10 protein-coding genes and 1 tRNA gene are annotated in these 15,674 nt (G+C 74.0%); 3 read left to right on the forward strand and 8 right to left on the reverse strand.

What is annotated here, in order from left to right; genetic code table 11:
• Positions 1-162: 162 nt before the first annotated feature.
• Positions 163-1,866, forward strand: coding sequence for a bifunctional 3'-5' exonuclease/DNA polymerase (locus WA762_RS17730; RefSeq protein ID WP_335936754.1), 1,704 nt, complete (start codon positions 163-165; stop codon positions 1,864-1,866).
• 75 nt (positions 1,867-1,941) lie between these two features.
• On the opposite strand, the gene WA762_RS17735 is transcribed toward WA762_RS17730, so the two are convergent.
• The 3 genes from WA762_RS17735 to WA762_RS17745 form a co-directional block, all read right to left on the reverse strand.
• Complete coding sequence (locus WA762_RS17735; protein ID WP_335936755.1) at positions 1,942-2,352, reverse strand: hypothetical protein; 411 nt, start codon at positions 2,350-2,352, stop codon at positions 1,942-1,944.
• A 346-nt stretch (positions 2,353-2,698) separates the two neighbouring features.
• Positions 2,699-3,541, reverse strand: coding sequence for a dioxygenase family protein (locus WA762_RS17740; RefSeq protein ID WP_335936756.1), 843 nt, complete (start codon positions 3,539-3,541; stop codon positions 2,699-2,701).
• A 235-nt stretch (positions 3,542-3,776) separates the two neighbouring features.
• Positions 3,777-5,150 (reverse strand): alpha-lytic protease prodomain-containing protein, encoded by a 1,374-nt coding sequence (locus tag WA762_RS17745; protein WP_335936757.1) that lies wholly within the window; start codon positions 5,148-5,150, stop codon positions 3,777-3,779.
• A 152-nt stretch (positions 5,151-5,302) separates the two neighbouring features.
• Here WA762_RS17745 and WA762_RS17750 point away from each other — a divergent pair, with 152 nt between their 5' ends.
• Positions 5,303-6,442, forward strand: coding sequence for a DUF2804 domain-containing protein (locus tag WA762_RS17750; RefSeq protein WP_335936758.1), 1,140 nt, complete (start codon positions 5,303-5,305; stop codon positions 6,440-6,442).
• 102 nt (positions 6,443-6,544) lie between these two features.
• Complete coding sequence (locus tag WA762_RS17755) at positions 6,545-7,258, forward strand: phosphotransferase (RefSeq protein WP_335936759.1); 714 nt, start codon at positions 6,545-6,547, stop codon at positions 7,256-7,258.
• 125 nt (positions 7,259-7,383) lie between these two features.
• On the opposite strand, the gene WA762_RS17760 is transcribed toward WA762_RS17755, so the two are convergent.
• The 5 genes from WA762_RS17760 to WA762_RS17780 all read right to left on the reverse strand — a co-directional run bounded on the left by WA762_RS17760 (position 7,384) and on the right by WA762_RS17780 (position 15,551).
• Positions 7,384-8,538 carry a glutathione-independent formaldehyde dehydrogenase gene (locus WA762_RS17760; RefSeq protein WP_335936760.1) on the reverse strand — a complete coding sequence of 385 codons (1,155 nt, stop codon included), beginning with the start codon at positions 8,536-8,538 and terminating at the stop codon, positions 7,384-7,386.
• 574 nt (positions 8,539-9,112) lie between these two features.
• Positions 9,113-12,202: a hypothetical protein gene (locus WA762_RS17765; RefSeq protein WP_335936761.1), complete on the reverse strand. Its 3,090-nt coding sequence runs from the start codon at positions 12,200-12,202 to the stop codon at positions 9,113-9,115.
• Between the two features lie 2 nt (positions 12,203-12,204).
• Complete coding sequence (locus tag WA762_RS17770) at positions 12,205-14,052, reverse strand: HSP90 family protein (RefSeq protein WP_335936762.1); 1,848 nt, start codon at positions 14,050-14,052, stop codon at positions 12,205-12,207.
• Positions 14,053-14,111: 59 nt separating this feature from the next.
• A complete protein-coding gene (locus WA762_RS17775) occupies positions 14,112-15,098 on the reverse strand; it encodes a hypothetical protein (protein ID WP_335936881.1) in 987 nt (328 codons plus the stop codon).
• A 379-nt stretch (positions 15,099-15,477) separates the two neighbouring features.
• Positions 15,478-15,551 (reverse strand) — tRNA-Thr (locus tag WA762_RS17780).
• Positions 15,552-15,674 lie beyond the last annotated feature (123 nt).

A 15,674-nucleotide genomic window follows, 5' to 3' on the forward strand; every position in this document is an offset into this window, starting at 1 on the left:
GGGCGGGGGGCCCCCCCCCCCCCCCGCCCGCGTTCCCGCCCTCCGCCGCGACTCGTCTTCCCGGCCCCCGCCGCAGCCCACCGCCGCAGCCCACCGCCCCGGCCCTCCGCCGCGGTCCGTCGCCGCGGTCCGTTGTCAGTGGTGGGTGCCAGACTCGGCGGCATGACCGGACGCTGGGCACTGGCCCCCACGGAGACCGGCGGAGCGCTCCTCGCCCCGCTGGACGCCTCCGGCGTGCCCTCCGCCCCGGTCCTGACGGAGCCCGACCTGGTGGCGGCCGTCCGTTCCCGGCCGGAGGTCACGCGCTGGGTCTGGCGTTCCACCCCCGAGATCTATCCCCGGCTGCTCACGGCGGGCGTCCCGGTGGACCGCTGCTACGACGTCGAGGCCGCCGAATCCCTCCTCCTCGCCCACGAGGGCCGCCTGGGCGAGCCGCGCTCCGCGGCCGCCGCCCACGCCCGCCTGCACAACGCCCCCGTTCCCCCGGACCCGCCGCCCCGCTCGGCCGAGCCGGGCTCTCAGTCCGCCCTCTTCGAGCCGCGACCCGGTTCGCAGCTGCCGTTCACCGATCTCATCCAGGTCTACGCCGACCAGCTCCGCCGCCACGACGCCACCGCGCACCCCGGCCGGATGCGGCTGCTGACCGCCGCCGAGTCGGCGGGCATGCTGGTGGCCGCCGAGCTGAACCGATCCGGTCTGCCCTGGCGGGCCGATGTGCACCGGGAGGTGCTCCAGGAGCTGCTGGGCGAGCGGTACGCGGGCGGCGGCGAGCCCCGCAGACTGGCCGAGCTGGCCGACGAGGTCTCGGACGCCTTCGGCAGACGCGTCCGCCCCGATCTCCCCGCCGACGTCGTGAAGGCGTTCGCCCAGACCGGCGTCAAGGTGAAGTCCACCCGGCGCTGGGAGCTGGAAGAGCTGGACCATCCGGCGGTGGCGCCCCTCATCGAGTACAAGAAGCTGTACCGGATCTGGACGGCGCACGGCTGGAGCTGGCTCCAGGACTGGGTGCGCGACGGCCGGTTCCGCCCCGAGTACCAGCCGGGCGGCACGGTCAGCGGCCGCTGGACGACCAACGGGGGCGGCGCGCTGCAGATCCCCAAGGTGATACGGCGGGCGGTCGTCGCCGACGAGGGCTGGTGTCTCGTCGTGGCGGACGCCGACCAGATGGAGCCGCGCGTGCTGGCGGCGATCTCGCGCGACCCGGGCCTGATGGAGGTGGCGGGCCACGCCGGCGACCTGTACACGGCCCTGTCCGACCGGGCGTTCCACGGCGACCGGGAACACGCCAAGCTCGCCCTGCTGGGCGCGATCTACGGCCAGACCTCGGGCGACGGCCTGAAGAACCTCGCGGCCCTGCGGCGCAGGTTCCCGCTGGCCGTGGCCTATGTCGACGAGGCCGCGAAGGCGGGCGAGGAGGGCCGCCTGGTACGGACCTGGCTGGGCCGGACCAGCCCGCCCGCGGCCGGGCACGAGGAGGACGGCGAGGCCGGCATCCCGCAGGACGCCGAGGCCGAGGCCGAATCCCTCGCCCCGGGCGGTGGGTTCACCCCGGGCTACGCGTCGACCAACGCGCGTGCGCGGGGCCGCTTCACCCGCAACTTCGTGGTGCAGGGCAGCGCCGCGGACTGGGCGCTGCTCCTTCTCGCCGCCCTGCGCCGGTCGATCGCCGCCGCCGGCCTCCGCGCCGAACTGGTCTTCTTCCAGCATGACGAGGTGATCGTGCACTGTCCACGGGAGGAGGCGGAGGCGGTCGTGGACGCGATCCGGGCCGCCGGAGACACGGCCGGGCGGACCGTCTTCGGCGAGACGCCGGTGCGCTTCTCCTTCACGACGGCGGTGGTGAAGCGCTACTCGGAGGCGAAGTAGGAGGCCAAGGACATCCCGTGCCGTCAGCCGGGTTCGGCGCCGGGAGCGCCGTTCTCGCGGTGCTCGGTACTCGCGCTACTCGCCGTCCTCGCGGCTCTCGTGGCCCTCGTGCCTCACGCGGTCGCCGTGCCGGAGGCCCCCGTTCCGCCGCACCGGGTCCGTACCGGCGTCCCGGGCCATGCCCGTATCCCTGCCGGAAGCCGCGTCGGTACCGGAACCCGCGCCCGCGCCCATACCCGCGCCCATACCCGTACCGGAGTACTCACCGGAGCCGGCGTGCTCGCCCGGTCCGGGGCCCGGGCGTCCGGGGCCGGTGGCAGGGCCCGACGCGGGTCCGTTCCCGACGCTGCCGAAGCCGGCCAGCCCGTGGTCGTAGTGCGCGGGGCGCAGATGCTGATGACGGTGCCGGGTGTTGAGCAGATGGATGACGAACGCCGCGATCGCGATCATCGCCAGGACGACCACGACGTTGACCAGGGTGTCCATGCGGAACCGGCCTCCTTCGACGTGCAGGCCGACACGACGGGCTCGCCTCACCGGAAAGCCGTACGTCCAGGCTACTCCGCAGTCCGGCGCCCGCCCCCTGACGGCCGCTCCCCGCCCCCGGGCTTCCTCGGGCACCCCCGGGCCCCCCGGCACTCCGGCTCCCCGGTGCCGCTGCGCGTCGGTCGCCGCACGCCGGGCGCGTCCGCACGCCGGCCCGCCGCCCGCGCACGTGAAGCAGCCCGGGGCCGGAAGGAACTCCGGTCCCGGGCCGGGCGCGGCGCGCACCCCGCGAGGACACCCCGGCACGCGCCGCGCGGCGGTCACACGCCCGTGCCGTGCTGCGCGCCTACCCGCGTGCCCACAGCGCGGGGACGTTCGGCGGTTCCCACCCGGCCATGGCCGAGTGCGCCTGCAGACAGCGGTACGTGACCCCGCCGTACGTGACGCGGTCACCCGCGTTGTAGAGCGTCCCGACCGTCCAGGTGCCGCCGGTCGGCGGGTCGGTCGGGGGATTGGTCGGCGGGTTGGTCGGGCCCGCGTCGACGTTGAGCACGAAGTCGAAGGTCCCCTGCTGCCCCGAACCGGCGCCCCGGACGTTCATCAGCAGCGCGGGGTCGAAGATGCTGTCGGTGTTGTTGCGCGGCTCGCCCGGGAAGTACAGCTGTGTCGTCAGGATGCGCGAACCCGGCGCCTGCACCTTGACGTGGATGTGCCGGGTACGGCCCGGGTACAGCCCCGGCACGATCGTGGTCAGGGTGAAGGCCCCCGACTGGTCGCTGAACTGGTGGCCCCGGAAGGCGAACCCGTTCATGTCGTACGCGCCGTATGTGTCGGCCTGCCAGAAGTCGAGGAGCGCGCCCGCGATGGGCTTGCAGGACCGGCCGAAGACATAGCCGCTCACGGTCAGCGGGGTACCCGGGGTGCCGGCGGTCACCAGGCTGGTGCGGAGGGGGGAGTTGGGCTTGAAGTACGGCCCCTCGATCTGCTCGTGCGTCGGACCGTCGCCGTCGTGGCAGTCCGGGGTGGGGGCGAGGGACTTGCCGCTGTCGCGGGAGTCCCGGGCCAGCGCCACGCCGCCACCGGCGAGCAGCGGGACGGTCCCGGCGACGAGGGCGGCCTTGAGAAGCGTCTTACGGCTGATCCGGCGGTCGCCGCCGGACTCCTCGGGCACTTCGGGAGTGGGAGTCATGGCTGATTCCTCGGTATGGGGAGGGAGTAGTGCATGACGGGGGGAGACAGTGCGAGGCGTGGAGGCTGGTGCGTGAGCGCGTGTGAGTGAGTGCGTGCCGTGTCAGTGCGTGAGTGCGTGCGTGTCAGTGCGTGAGTGCGTGCGTGTGAGTGCGTGAGAGCCGGACCATTCGGAGCCGGGCCCGGGGCCGGACCTCTGGGGTCCGGGCCCCCGGGAACCAGGGCATGCGGAACGGTCAGACCCGCTGCCAGAGCGCCGGGGTGTCCGGCGGGGTCCAGCCGGGCTGGGCCAGGTGCGCCTGGAGGCAGCGGTAGCTGTCGGAGCCGTAGGTCACGACGTCACCGGCCGCGTAGTTGGTCCCGGCCGCCCAGGTGCCGCCGGCCGGCGGCTTGGTGGGCGGATTGGTGGGCGGGTTGGTCGGGGAGGTGCCGCTGGTGACCAGGGTCAGCCCGTACGCCTGGAGCGCCGGATTCACCGGCTGGAAGTACGTCGTACCGCCCTGGGAGCAGTTGCCGGAGCCGCCGGAGGTGACGCCCTGCGCCTGGCTGCCGGAGATGAACGAGCCGCCCGAATCGCCCGGTTCGGCGCACACGTTGGTGCGGGTGACACCGGAGACAGTGCCCTCCTGGTACGTGACGCTGGTGTTGCGCTGCTGGACGGTGCCGCAGTGCCAGCCGGTGGTCGAACCGGAGCGGCAGACCGACGAGCCCTCAAGGGCCTCGGTGGAGCCCGCGACCGTCACATCGGCGTTGCCGTAGCCGTTCACCAGGGGGCGCGCGGTCCAGCTGGTGTTGGTGGCGACCCAGGAGTAGTCGCGGCCCGGGAAGGTGGAGCCCTGGAAGGAGCCCTGCGCCTGCTGGTTGTAGCCGTTGGTGGTGACGCCCGGCGTGCCGCAGTGACCGGCGCTGACGAAACCGTCCTGGGTGCCGCGCTTCACCGGGAAGCCGATGGAGCAGCGCCCCAGCCCGTTCATGTAGTACGCGTCGCCGCCCCGCAGATCTGCGAACGTGCGGGGATGCTCGGTCGCTTGACGTATCGTCACCAGCTCGCGCGACACCTTGGCGGCGGAGAGGAAGGTGTCCGCGGCGGAGGCGTCGGCGGCCTGCACGACCACGCGGTTGGCGGCGATGTCGACGTACCACACCGGAACGTCCTGGGGCGCCTTGCGCAGCGCGACTCGGTCCAACGACGCCTTCGCCGCGTCCAGTTCGGCGAGGCTGTGGTCGACGACGACCGCCTTCGCGCCGGCCCTGCCGATCAGCGCGGCCTGTCCGGCGTCGGTGGTGGCGACGGTCAGCGCCGCGTCGTCACCGGTCACCCGCGCGCCGGCGAAGTCGGCGCCGAGGGAACGCTTCAGCCCGGCGGCGACGGACGCGGCCCGGGCCTCGTGGCCGATCCTGGCGCGCGCCTGCTTCTCGGTCAGGCCGAGATCGCGGTGCATCGCCTTCAGCAGACCCGGCGAGAGCTGCTCGGCGGCGGCGGGGGTGGCGAGCTGGGGGGCGGGGTCGGCGGACGCGGTGCCGGTCAGACCGGCCATCGCGAGGCCGCCGATGGCGACAGTGGCGGTACACGCGGCCAGAGCACGTCTGCGGAGGATGGACCTCTCCACGGAACTCTCCTTGACATCGGGGGAATTGCCGCCAAGGTAGCCGCGTACACGTCATTTCCAGGAGATGCCGTTCGCCCCCTCACTTCGCGTTATGGGGTCCGTGACCAGCGACGACGTACCCCGCTCGGACCCGGCCCCAGTAGGCTCCGCGCATGGCCACCCATGAGCGCGAGATCACCGAGCCCGTCGACCTGTGCCTGCCGGACGGCCGGCTGAACCCGTCGGCCGTCGGCTGGTCCAGGCGGCCGCTGCACCGGGCGAACCTGCGGGGCTGGGGGCGCAACAAGCGCTGGGAGTACTGGTGCGTGACCACACCGACCCACCTCGTCGCGCTGACCGTGAGCGATCTCGACTTCCTGACCCTGGACACGGTGTACGTGCTGGAGTATGGGCCCGACGGACAGCACGGGCCGGACGGGCGGGACGGGACCGGCGTCCGGCACGCGCCCGGCCGTCGCGAGTTCGAGCGCACGGCGATCGCGCCCGGCGGCCGGGCCGGACGCCTCCCGGAGACGATCGCGGGCGCGGCCGGCTCACCCGCCGCTGTGGTCGGCCCGACCCGGCCCACCGGCGGCAGGGTCAGGATCGAGATCCGCGAGGAGGACGGCGGCACCCGGCTGCGGGCCCGCTGCCTCACCCCCTCCTCGCCGAAGGAGACCGTGGAGGTCGACCTCTTCGCCGCCCTGCCCGCCGGTCACGAGACGCTGTCCGTGGTCGTGCCATGGGACGAGCGCCGCTTCCAGTACACGTCGAAGCACACGGCCCGCCCGGCCTCCGGCACGGTCCGGGTCGGGGGCAGGGTCCTGGAGTTCGGCGACGACGCCTGGGCGGTGCTCGACCACGGCAGGGGCCGCTGGCCGCGTTCGGTCGACTGGAACTGGGGCGCCGCGTCGGGCCGCACCGACGGTCACACGGTGGGGCTGCAGTTCGGCGGCCGCTGGACGCGGGGCACCGGATCCACCGAGAACGCACTCTGCGTGGACGGCCGACTCACCAAGATCGGGGCGGAGTTGGAGTGGCGCTGGGCGCCCGACGACCTCATGGCCCCGTGGACGATCACGTCGCCGACCATCGCCTCACCGACCGGCGCCTCGCCGGGCGACCGGCCCGCTGTGAACCTCACCTTCGTCCCGTTCCACAACCGGTCCACCCGCACCGAGGCCGGGCTGATCGCCAACCGCACCGACCAGTGCTTCGGCCACTACTCCGGCCGCGTCCGGGACGACGAGGGGCGCGAGATCGTCGTGGACCGGCTGCTCGGCTGGGCCGAGGACGTCCGCATGCGCTGGTGAGCCCCCACGCGCCCGCGCCCCCGCCCGCGCCCATGAGGTCGTCCCCATGGCGTCGTCCCCCATGACGTCGTCCCCATGGGTTCGTTCCCATAGGTTCGTTCCATGCGAATAGGTGAGCTACTGGATTCCGGACGCACCGCCGACGTGTACGCGCTCGACGCGAACTGGGTCCTGCGCCGCTACCGTGACGGGCGGGACGCCACCCATGAATGGGCGGTCATGTCCTATCTCAGCGCCCATGGCTACCCGGTGCCGCGGCTGGGGCCGCGCGACGCCGACACGGCCCCCCGCGACCTGGTGCTGCGACGCCTGACCGGCCCGAGCATGCAGGCGTCCCTGGAAGCCGGCGACCTCTCCCCGGCCGATGCCGCCGCTCTGCTGGCCGAGCTCCTCGCGGAACTGCACACCGTCCCGGCCCGGCTCTCCCCGCGCCCCGAGGACCGGATCCTCCACCTCGACCTGCACCCCGGAAACGTACTGCTGACGCCCGAGGGCCCGGTGGTGATCGACTGGGGCGACACCGCCGAGGGCGCCCCCGCCCTGGACCGGGCCGTGACCGCCCTGCTCCTGGCCCGAACCGCGGTCGGCCCCCGGGCCGGGGCCCGCGCCGCCGCCCGCGCCCTGCTGGAGGCCCTGCTCCCGCGCCTCTCCACGCACGGCGGCGTCCCCGAGCCCTCGCTCGCGAAGGCCGCCGCGCGTCTGGCGGAGGCCGCCGCACGCCGTACCGCCGCCCCGACGACCGGGGCGGCGGAAACCGCGCTCACCGAGACCGCGCTGAACGACCGCGCGATGTCCCTGCTCTCCGAACTGGCGTGACCTCAGCCCTTTCTGACGCTGTTTCGGATGCGATTCGAATGCGATTCGGATGCCTTCCGGTGCCTTCCAGTGCCTTCCGGCGTCTTCCCGACGCCTTTCCGACGCCTTTCCAGCAGCCCCCCGGCTCAGCTTCCGCCGTCGGGGTGGAGGACGACCTTGGTCCAGCCGCGGTCGCGGTTGTCGAAGTGCTCGTAGCCCTGCGCCGCCTCCGCGAGCGGGAGTTCATGGGAGACGATCCAGGACGGCTTGGCCTTCCCCTGCTGGATGAGGTTGCACAGCCGGCGGTTGTACGCCTTGACGTTGGCCTGGCCCGTGCCCATCGACTGGCCCTTGAACCAGTAGGTGCCGTAGTCGAAGGCGATCTCCCCCTCGTCCTTGTACAACTTGTCCGGGCTGCCCGGGTCATGGGGCACGAAGACCCCCACCACACCGATGGCGCCGGTGAACTTCACCGACTGCACCAGGTTGTTGAGCGTCAGGTTCGGGTGCTCGTGACCCTGGGTGTCGTGCGCCTGGTACCCCACGCATTCGCAGCCGCGGTCCGCGCCCAGCCCGTCGGTGAGGTCGTTGACCTGGTCGATCGGTGAGCCCTTGGAGTCGTCGATGGGGATCGCGCCGATCTCCTCGGCCAGCCGCAGCCGGTCCGGGTGCCGGTCGACGACCATCACCTTCGCCGCGCTCTTCAGGTTCGCGGACAGCGCGGCCATCAGCCCGACCGGGCCCGCGCCGTAGATGACGACGCTCTCGCCCGGGCGCACCCCGGCGAGCTCCGTGCAGTGCCAGCCGGTCGGGAAGATGTCCGACAGCATCACGTAGTCGGTCTGCTTCTCCCGCGCCTCCTCCGGCAGCACCAGGCAGTTCGAGTCCCCGTACGGCACCCGCAGGAACTCCGCCTGGCCGCCGCTGTACGGGCCCATGCCCGCGAACCCGTACGCCGCGCCCGCCATCCGCGGGTCCGTCGGCGTGGTCAGGCAGAACGCCGTCAGCCCCTGCTCGCAGTTGCGGCAGAACCCGCAGCTGATGTTGAACGGCAGGCACACCAGGTCGCCGACCTTCACCCGGTCCACGCCGTCCCCGACCTCGATCACCTCGCCCATGTTCTCGTGGCCGAGGACACGCCCCTTCTCCATGTCGGTGCGGCCCTCGTACATGTGCAGGTCGGACCCGCAGATGTTGGTCGAGGTGATCTTCACCAGCACGTCCGTCGGCCGCTCGATCCTCGCGTCCGGGACGTCCTTGACGCTCACCGAACGTGGTCCTTCGTACACCAATGCCTTCATGGGACTGCCTCCGCGCTCGTCGGTCCGGCGCGCCCCTGCCCGCCGCCCCGCAGGAATCGGCCCGCTCTGGGGGATTTCAGCCCGCCCCGCAGGGATCGGCCCGCTCTGGGGGATTTCAGCCCGCCCCGCAGGGATCGGCCCGCCCCGGAGGGATCGGCCCGCCCCGGAGGGATCGGCCCGCCCCGGAGGAATCGGCCCGCCCCGGAGGAATCGGCGCGGGCGCCCGTCGGCCCGACGCGTACGCGCGCCGCTCCCCGGGCCGCCCGCTCGCCCCAACCGCCCGGACTCGGGCGGGAACGGGCGGGAACGCCTCTTCAACCGTCCCACCGCGACGCCGCATGTCAAACGCAGAACCGGGCCCGGACCGGCCGTGGCGGCGGCCGCGGCCACGGTCGAACGGGACAGCCGCGGCCACCGCACCGGACGCGCGGCCGGCCGCCGCCCCCACAACCAACCGCCCCGCCGCGTCGCCCACGCCCACGCCCACGACGCTCCCCCACGACATTGCCGCCCGCGTCACTCCCCCCGCGTCACTCCCCTCGTGGCGCTCCCGCCCGCGACGCTCCCGCCCGCGTCACTGCTCGTCGCGCAGCTCGGCCGCCAAGGAGGTCAGCGGCTCGGCCTCCTCCGTGTGGCCCAGGGCGGTCAGGCGGGAGACCGCCGCGTCGAGGCGGGCGAGCGCGGGGGCGGTGCGTTCCAGGTAGATGCCCTCCACGGCGCCCGCGAGGCGGACGCACTCGGCCCACTCGCCGGCGTGAGCCTCCTCCGGGCCCGGCTCGCCGAGCAGGGCGAGGGCCTTCTCCAGGGCGGCCAGGGCGTCCTCGTACTCACCGGCGTAGGCGTTGACCCGCCCGTGTTCGTAGGCCAGGGCGCTGTCCAGGGAGCGACCGCGGGCCTCGTACTCGGCTGCGCGGGCCTCGTCGGCGACCCGCCCGGCGTCGGCGAGGTAGACCAGCGCGTCGGCCAGGCCGTCGGGCCCCTGCCGCTGGGCCTGGAGGCGGGCGAGTTCGCGCAGGCAGCTGCTGAGCTGCTCGTAGCGCGGGGCCCGGGCGTGGGCGGCGAGCGCCTGGTCCGCCGCCTCGCGGGCCCGGCCGAACTCGCCGGACTCCCCGAGGAGTGCGGCCGTCTCCGCGGCGATCATGGCGTGGCTTCCCGGATCGTCGTCCCAGCCGGCCGACTCGGCCGCGAGGACGACCAACTCCGCCGTGGCGGCCTTGAGATCCTCCCCCGCGTACAACGCCCGGGCGCGGGTCAGACGCAGCTGGGCGACGAGCCGGTCGTCCAGCTCCCCGGCGGCGACGTCCGGTTCGGCCAGGAGGGAGTCGAGCAGAGCGATGCAGTCCTCGACGCGGCCCAGGTCGAGGCAGAGCTGGGCCGCGTTGCTGTAGGAGCAGTAGGCGTCCGTCCGGCTGCCGCGGCGCATTTCCAGCTCCGCGGAGCGCGTCAGGTGCCGCAGGGCCTCGTCGGGGCGGCCGAGGTGCATGCTCGCCTCGGCCAGATCGGCGTGGAGCCGGGCGGTGTCGACCGTGTCGGCCGGCCAGTCGGCGGCCCGTCGCAGGGCCTCGGCCAGGTCCGCGTGCGCGGCCTGCGCGTCCCGGAGGCCGAGCCGGAGCCGGCCGAGCAGTCCGAGCGCGCGGGGCAGGTGCCACTCGGGGCCCCGCGTCCTCAGCTGGTCGAGGAGGCCGTCGATCTCGGCGACCGCGGCGGGCAGGTCTCCGGAGAGGGCGTGGGTGCCGGCCCGCAGCTGCCGGGCGCCGGCGATCTGCCCGGCGAGGTCGTGCCGGGCGGCGAAGGCGTGCAGCAGGTCCAGCTCGGCGAAGACCGGTGCGACGTGCTCCTCGCTGCCCGAGGTCTGCAGGCGCAGACCGAGCGCGGCCGACCTCAGGCGCAGCAGCCGCGCCTCCTGGTGGGGGGCGAGGCCGGGCGTCTGCTCGTGCAGGCGGACCATGGACGCGTGGGCGGCGGTCAGCGCGGCGGCCTTCGCCTCGGCCCCGTCGGCGTCCGCCGCAGCCATGCCCTCGGCATCCGCCGCGACCGTGCTCTCGGCATCCTTCGCGGCCGTGCCGACGGGAGCCTCGGCAGCCGTGCCGACAGGGGCCTCCCCGGCCGTGCCGACGGGAGCCTCGGCAGCCGTGCCGGCAGGGGTCTCCCCGGCCGTACCGGCGGGAGCCTCGGCGGCGGCGAGCAGGGCGCAGGCGCGGGCGACCGCCGCGTCACCCGGCACTCCGGCCTCGTCGTACAGGCCCGCGGCCTCCTCGAAGAGAGCGGCGGCGAGGGCGTGCTCGTCCTTGTTGCCCGCCCGGCTCGCCTCGTCGTTCAGCAGGTCGGCGCGCAGCCGCGCCTGCGGACCCACGGCCGGGTCGTCGGGATGGACGTAGCCGTCGGCGGCGACGAGCGTGCGCAGCCGCGCCCAGCAGGCCCCGTCGTCGGGATGCCCCTGAACGTCCAACTCCCTGGCGCGGAGGATGAGTTCGGGCAGCGAATCCGGCACTTCGGCGGCGGGCCGCGCGGCGGGCGCGGCGGCCGGTTCGGCCGGGGCCGCCTCGTCGAGGCCGCGGGCGCGCAGGGTCAGTTCCAGCCCGTCCAGGAGCGGGGCGCGGTCGAGGCGGGTCCTGCGGCGGTCGGTGTGGGCCGTGGTCCCGTTGCGGGCGTCGAAGCGGGCGGCGAGGTCGTCGGCGCGGCCGCGCACCTCGGCGCGCAGACCGGCCGCCGTCCAGGCGCGGCCCGCGTATCCGGCGGCGGGCAGTCCGCCGTGGCCGAGGAACTCGACGCGCTGGAGGAGGACCTCGACGCCGGTGAGGAAGTCGAGCAGGTCCAGCGGCGAGTCCACCTCGTCGAACAGGTTGCGGTTCTCGGCCAGCAGCTCCAGGCCGCGTGCCTCGTTGCCGGTCAGCGCGCAGAACTCCAGGTGCCGGCCGACCTCTCCGGACATCGAGGGGTTGCGGCGGCAGCTGCGGTATCCGGCGAGGTGCAGCGCGCGGGCCGGCTCGACGCGGCCGGTGCGCAGCAGCGGCAGCAGGGCGTACGAGACGGAGCGGGCCGGCTCCTCCTGGCAGGACTCCTTCCCCGCCAGGACGGGCTCCCAGGCGTCCAGCGCCCGCTCGTCGTCGCCCGCCGCCCGGTGATACAGGGCGCGCTCGCAGATCTCGCAGGCCTCGCAGTCGCTGAGCCGGGTACGGGAACGGCCCGCCCACAGCTCGAAGGCGAGGTGGGCACCCTCGCCGACGTGGGCGGCGAGCTGGTACGCCTGCCCGTAGTAGGGCTGGAGGCCCAGGCCGGCCTTCTCATACCGGTCGCGCATCTCCGTCAGCCACTGGCGCAGGCTGGCCAGCGGTATCTCGGGCAGCGCGAGCAGGGCGTTGGCGACCCACTTGAACCGCCAGAACAGCGTGTGGCGGCGGCGCTCGTCGAAGACGTCGGGCTGCTCGTCGAACAGGGTGAGCAGGCGGGCGAAGACGACCGGCGACTTCCGGGGCTCGGAGCCGTAGGTGTAGGCCTCCTGGAGCTCGAAGAGCGCGTCGACGAGCGGGGCGGGCTCCGCGAACTGCTCGGCGGCCTCCACGAGTTCCTCGGCGGTGACGGTGCGGGTGCGGCCGTAGGGGCGCCGGTCGTTCTCCTGGAGCGCCCGGTACAGCTCGTCGGTGGTCTGGGGTGCGGTCGGCATCGTCAGCTGTCCTTGCGGAGGGCGTGGGCGAGAAGGTCGAGGAAGGAGCGGTTGATGAGGCTCGATTCGGCGGGCCTGAGCGGGCGCCGGGACAGCAGCACGGCCTGCCCGTAGAGGGCTTCGGCGCTGGTGCGGGCCAGCTCGGGCTCGTCGATCGCCACGGCGGCGCGGACCAGCGGGTTGAGCTGGTTGAGGATCAGCTGGGCCCGGGGGGCCTCCTGGCGCAGGGCCCCGAGGATGTCGCCCCACAGGCCGCCCTCCTGCTCACGGGCGAGCTGGGAACGGGTGCGCTCGTGCCGGGCCTCGCGGCTGTCGACGAGGAGAGCGGGGGCGGAGGCGGGCTGGAAGGTGCGCAGCGCGACGTCGCAGTCGAAGACGGCGAGGGCGTCGCGGGCCTGGGCGAGGTACGCCACGGCGGCCAGCTCCGTCTCGCGGTCGACGGGGTCGAGGTGGGCGGTGAGGGTCGCCGGGTCCAGGTCGGCGACATTGACCTCGGGCCTGATCTCGGGCAGCCGGTGGACCAGTTCGCGGTCGTACGTGTAGCCGCCGTTGACGACGCCGAGCCCGGCGGCCGAGGCGATCGACGCGATCTGCCGGAACTCCTCCACGCTCGACGTCACGAGCACGGTGCGGTGGGTGCGCGCGAACTCGTCGAGGGTGGTGTGCCCGTCGGTGGTCTCGAACGGCAGCCAGGGCAGCAGCATCCGCAGGATCTCGTCGTCGTGCACCGCGAGCGACTTCACGGCCAGGTGGTGGGTCCGGAGGAAACGGGCGAGCAGGTCCGGGTCGCTGGCGGCGGCCCGGGCGATCCAGGCCCGCAGCCGCTCGGCGAGGGCGTCGCGCACGGCGGCGAGCGTGTCGTCCTCGTACAGGGACTCGCGGGACGCCGTCGGGCGCAGGCTCTCGGCGTCGACGACGCAGCGGACGAAGAACGCCCAGTCGGGCAGGATCTCCTCGGCCTGCTCGGACAGCAGCATGCCCTTGACGTGCACCCGGTGGCCGTGGCGGCGCCCGGCCGGCACCGCCTCGGGCAGCACGCACGCGATGCCCTTCAGCCCCACGGCCGGCAGGTCCAGCTCGATGGCGTCCAGCGGCGTGAACCCGAAGACTTCCTCGCCGTACGCGGCCAGCGCGCGGGACCGGGCCCCCGGGGTCGGGTACGTACGCGCCCAGGGGGCGGGCTCGGGATTGACGGACGTGCCCGGGCCGCCCGTGCCGTCGTCGAAGGTCACCGGGTGGCGCAGCAGGGAGCCGAAGTGCCGGGCCAGCGCGTGCACCCGCGCCGGGCGGGTCCACTCGCCCGCGTCGGCGCGCGGCGTCAGCGTGACGGTGGTGCCGGGCCGGGGGCGGGCGGACGCGGGCAGGGTGCGGACGGTGTAGCTGCCGTCGCCGCGTCCCCGCCACTCCACGGCGGGCGCGTCGGGGGTGCGGGCGGAGCGGCTCAGGACGTGGATCTCGTCCGCGACCAGGAAGCAGGAGAGCAGGCCGATGCCGAACTGGCCGATGAAGTCGCCGCGTTGCTCGGCGATCCGGTCGGCCCGCTTGCTGCTGCGGCCGATCGTGGCGAGGAAGGCGTGTACGTCCGTCTCGGTGAGGCCGACGCCGTCGTCCTCGACGCGCACCACCGCGCCGTCGGCGTGCAGCCGGATGCCGAACGCGCCGGCGGAGGCGTCCGGTTCGAGGCCGTGGCGGGCGGTCAGCGCGTCCACCGCGTTCTGCAGGAGCTCGCGCAGATAGACACGGGGGCTGGAGTAGAGGTGGTGGGAGAGGAGATCGACCAGGCCGCGCAGATCCACCTGGAAGGTGCGGTCGGCGCCGGCCTGGGTCGCGGTGCTGTCGGGCGAAGTCATCGGGCAGTCCGGGGTGGGAGAGGCGGCTGATGGCGGGAGGGGCCGGGACCGGCGTGGGCTCAGGCCCGGCGGTGGAAGCGGGCGAACTGCTTCTCGGGGTCAGCGAAATAGGTCCAGGGCCAGCTGGTGCGGGCGCCGTCGAGCGCCCGGAAGACGCGCCGGACCGTGTGGCGTTCGCCCGACAGCGACAGGGCCATGGCGAACATGTTGAAGTCAAGCTGCCACCCCGGGCGCCGCGCGTAGGCGGGGTGCAGGATGCTGTGATCGGCGGCGTCCCGCAACTCGGCCTGGATCTCGGGGGTTTCGAGGCAGTCGGCCTGATCCGACTCGAACCACTCCTCGATGTGCGCCATGGCGATCACACAGCCGAGCCGGTGTCCCTGTGGGGCGCGGGCGAGCGCGTCACGGGCGAACGCCAGGGCCTGACCCGGCTCGCCGCCCCAACGCGGCTGCAACTGCGACAGCCATTCGACATGGGTCTCCAGGTCCAGCGGGTCGCGGCGCAGGGCCGCGTCGCGCCGGGTCTCGGTCACGGCGGAGTCCAACGACATGCCCCGGCCGGAGGTGAGCAGGCGACGCCACGGCGTGACCCACTCCGGCCGCAGCTCGGCCGCCTCGAACAGCTGCTCCTCGGCGATGTGGAGCCGCTCGTGGAAGACGCGCCACTGCTCCTGCGTGACGTCCACGGCGCGCGCGGCGGTACGCGCCTCCCAGCCCCAGTCGACATGGCGCGTCCCGGATATGAGCAGGGCCGTCGCCCGGTGCTCCTCGTCCTCCTCGACGGCCCGGCCGATCCAGTCCTGCACGCCGTCCACCTCGGCCAGCTGACCGAGAACGCAGTGGTCGCGGCCGAGGTCGAAGGGAGCCTGCGCCGCCTTCACCGCCTCCCAGTCCCCCGCACGGGCCGCCTCCACCAGCGCCAGCACCCGCCGGTCCCCGAGCGCGCGCAGCGCGTACGTCCCGCTCCTCTCCCTGCGCGGGACGGGCAGGGCGTGCGGATCCGCCACCGGCCCCTCCCCGCCCCTGCCGAACAGCTTGCCGAACATCCCGCGCCCTCCCCTGGTCCGCATGCTTGCCGGTGCAGCATAAGCGGGCCCACTGACACCCCTTCCACCACGTATTCACGGGTACTACACACCTCCGGCCCGACACCGCGCGGCGCCTCCGCGGCACCCGTCCCCGGACCGACGAACACGGCGCGGGACGCCCCACCCACAAAACGGCCCCTCGCTCACGCGGCACTCGCGGCCTACGCACCCTCACCGGCTCACCCGGACCCGCGCAAGCGAATCCCCGGCACCCGAACCCCGGCAGCCCGACCCCTGGCAGCCCGATCCCCGGCAGCCCGAGACGGCCTGCGCCCCGCCATGCCCCCGGGCAACAGAAAAGGCCGGGTCGGAAACAATCCGACCCGGCCTTCTTCTGAGCCGCCTTCGGGATTCGAACCCGAGACCTACGCATTACGAGTGCGTTGCTCTGGCCAACTGAGCTAAGGCGGCACGCCCTGTCGCACTATGGTGCGATCAGCAGCGTCGCCAAGTCTACACAGTTTCCGGGGGTGCTCCGCACCATCCCGGATCCGAACCCTTTCCGCAGGTCAGCGGCCCGGAACGCGGCCAGGC

It is taken from the genome of Streptomyces tyrfis (genome assembly GCF_037034285.1).
Taxonomy (GTDB): domain Bacteria; phylum Actinomycetota; class Actinomycetes; order Streptomycetales; family Streptomycetaceae; genus Streptomyces.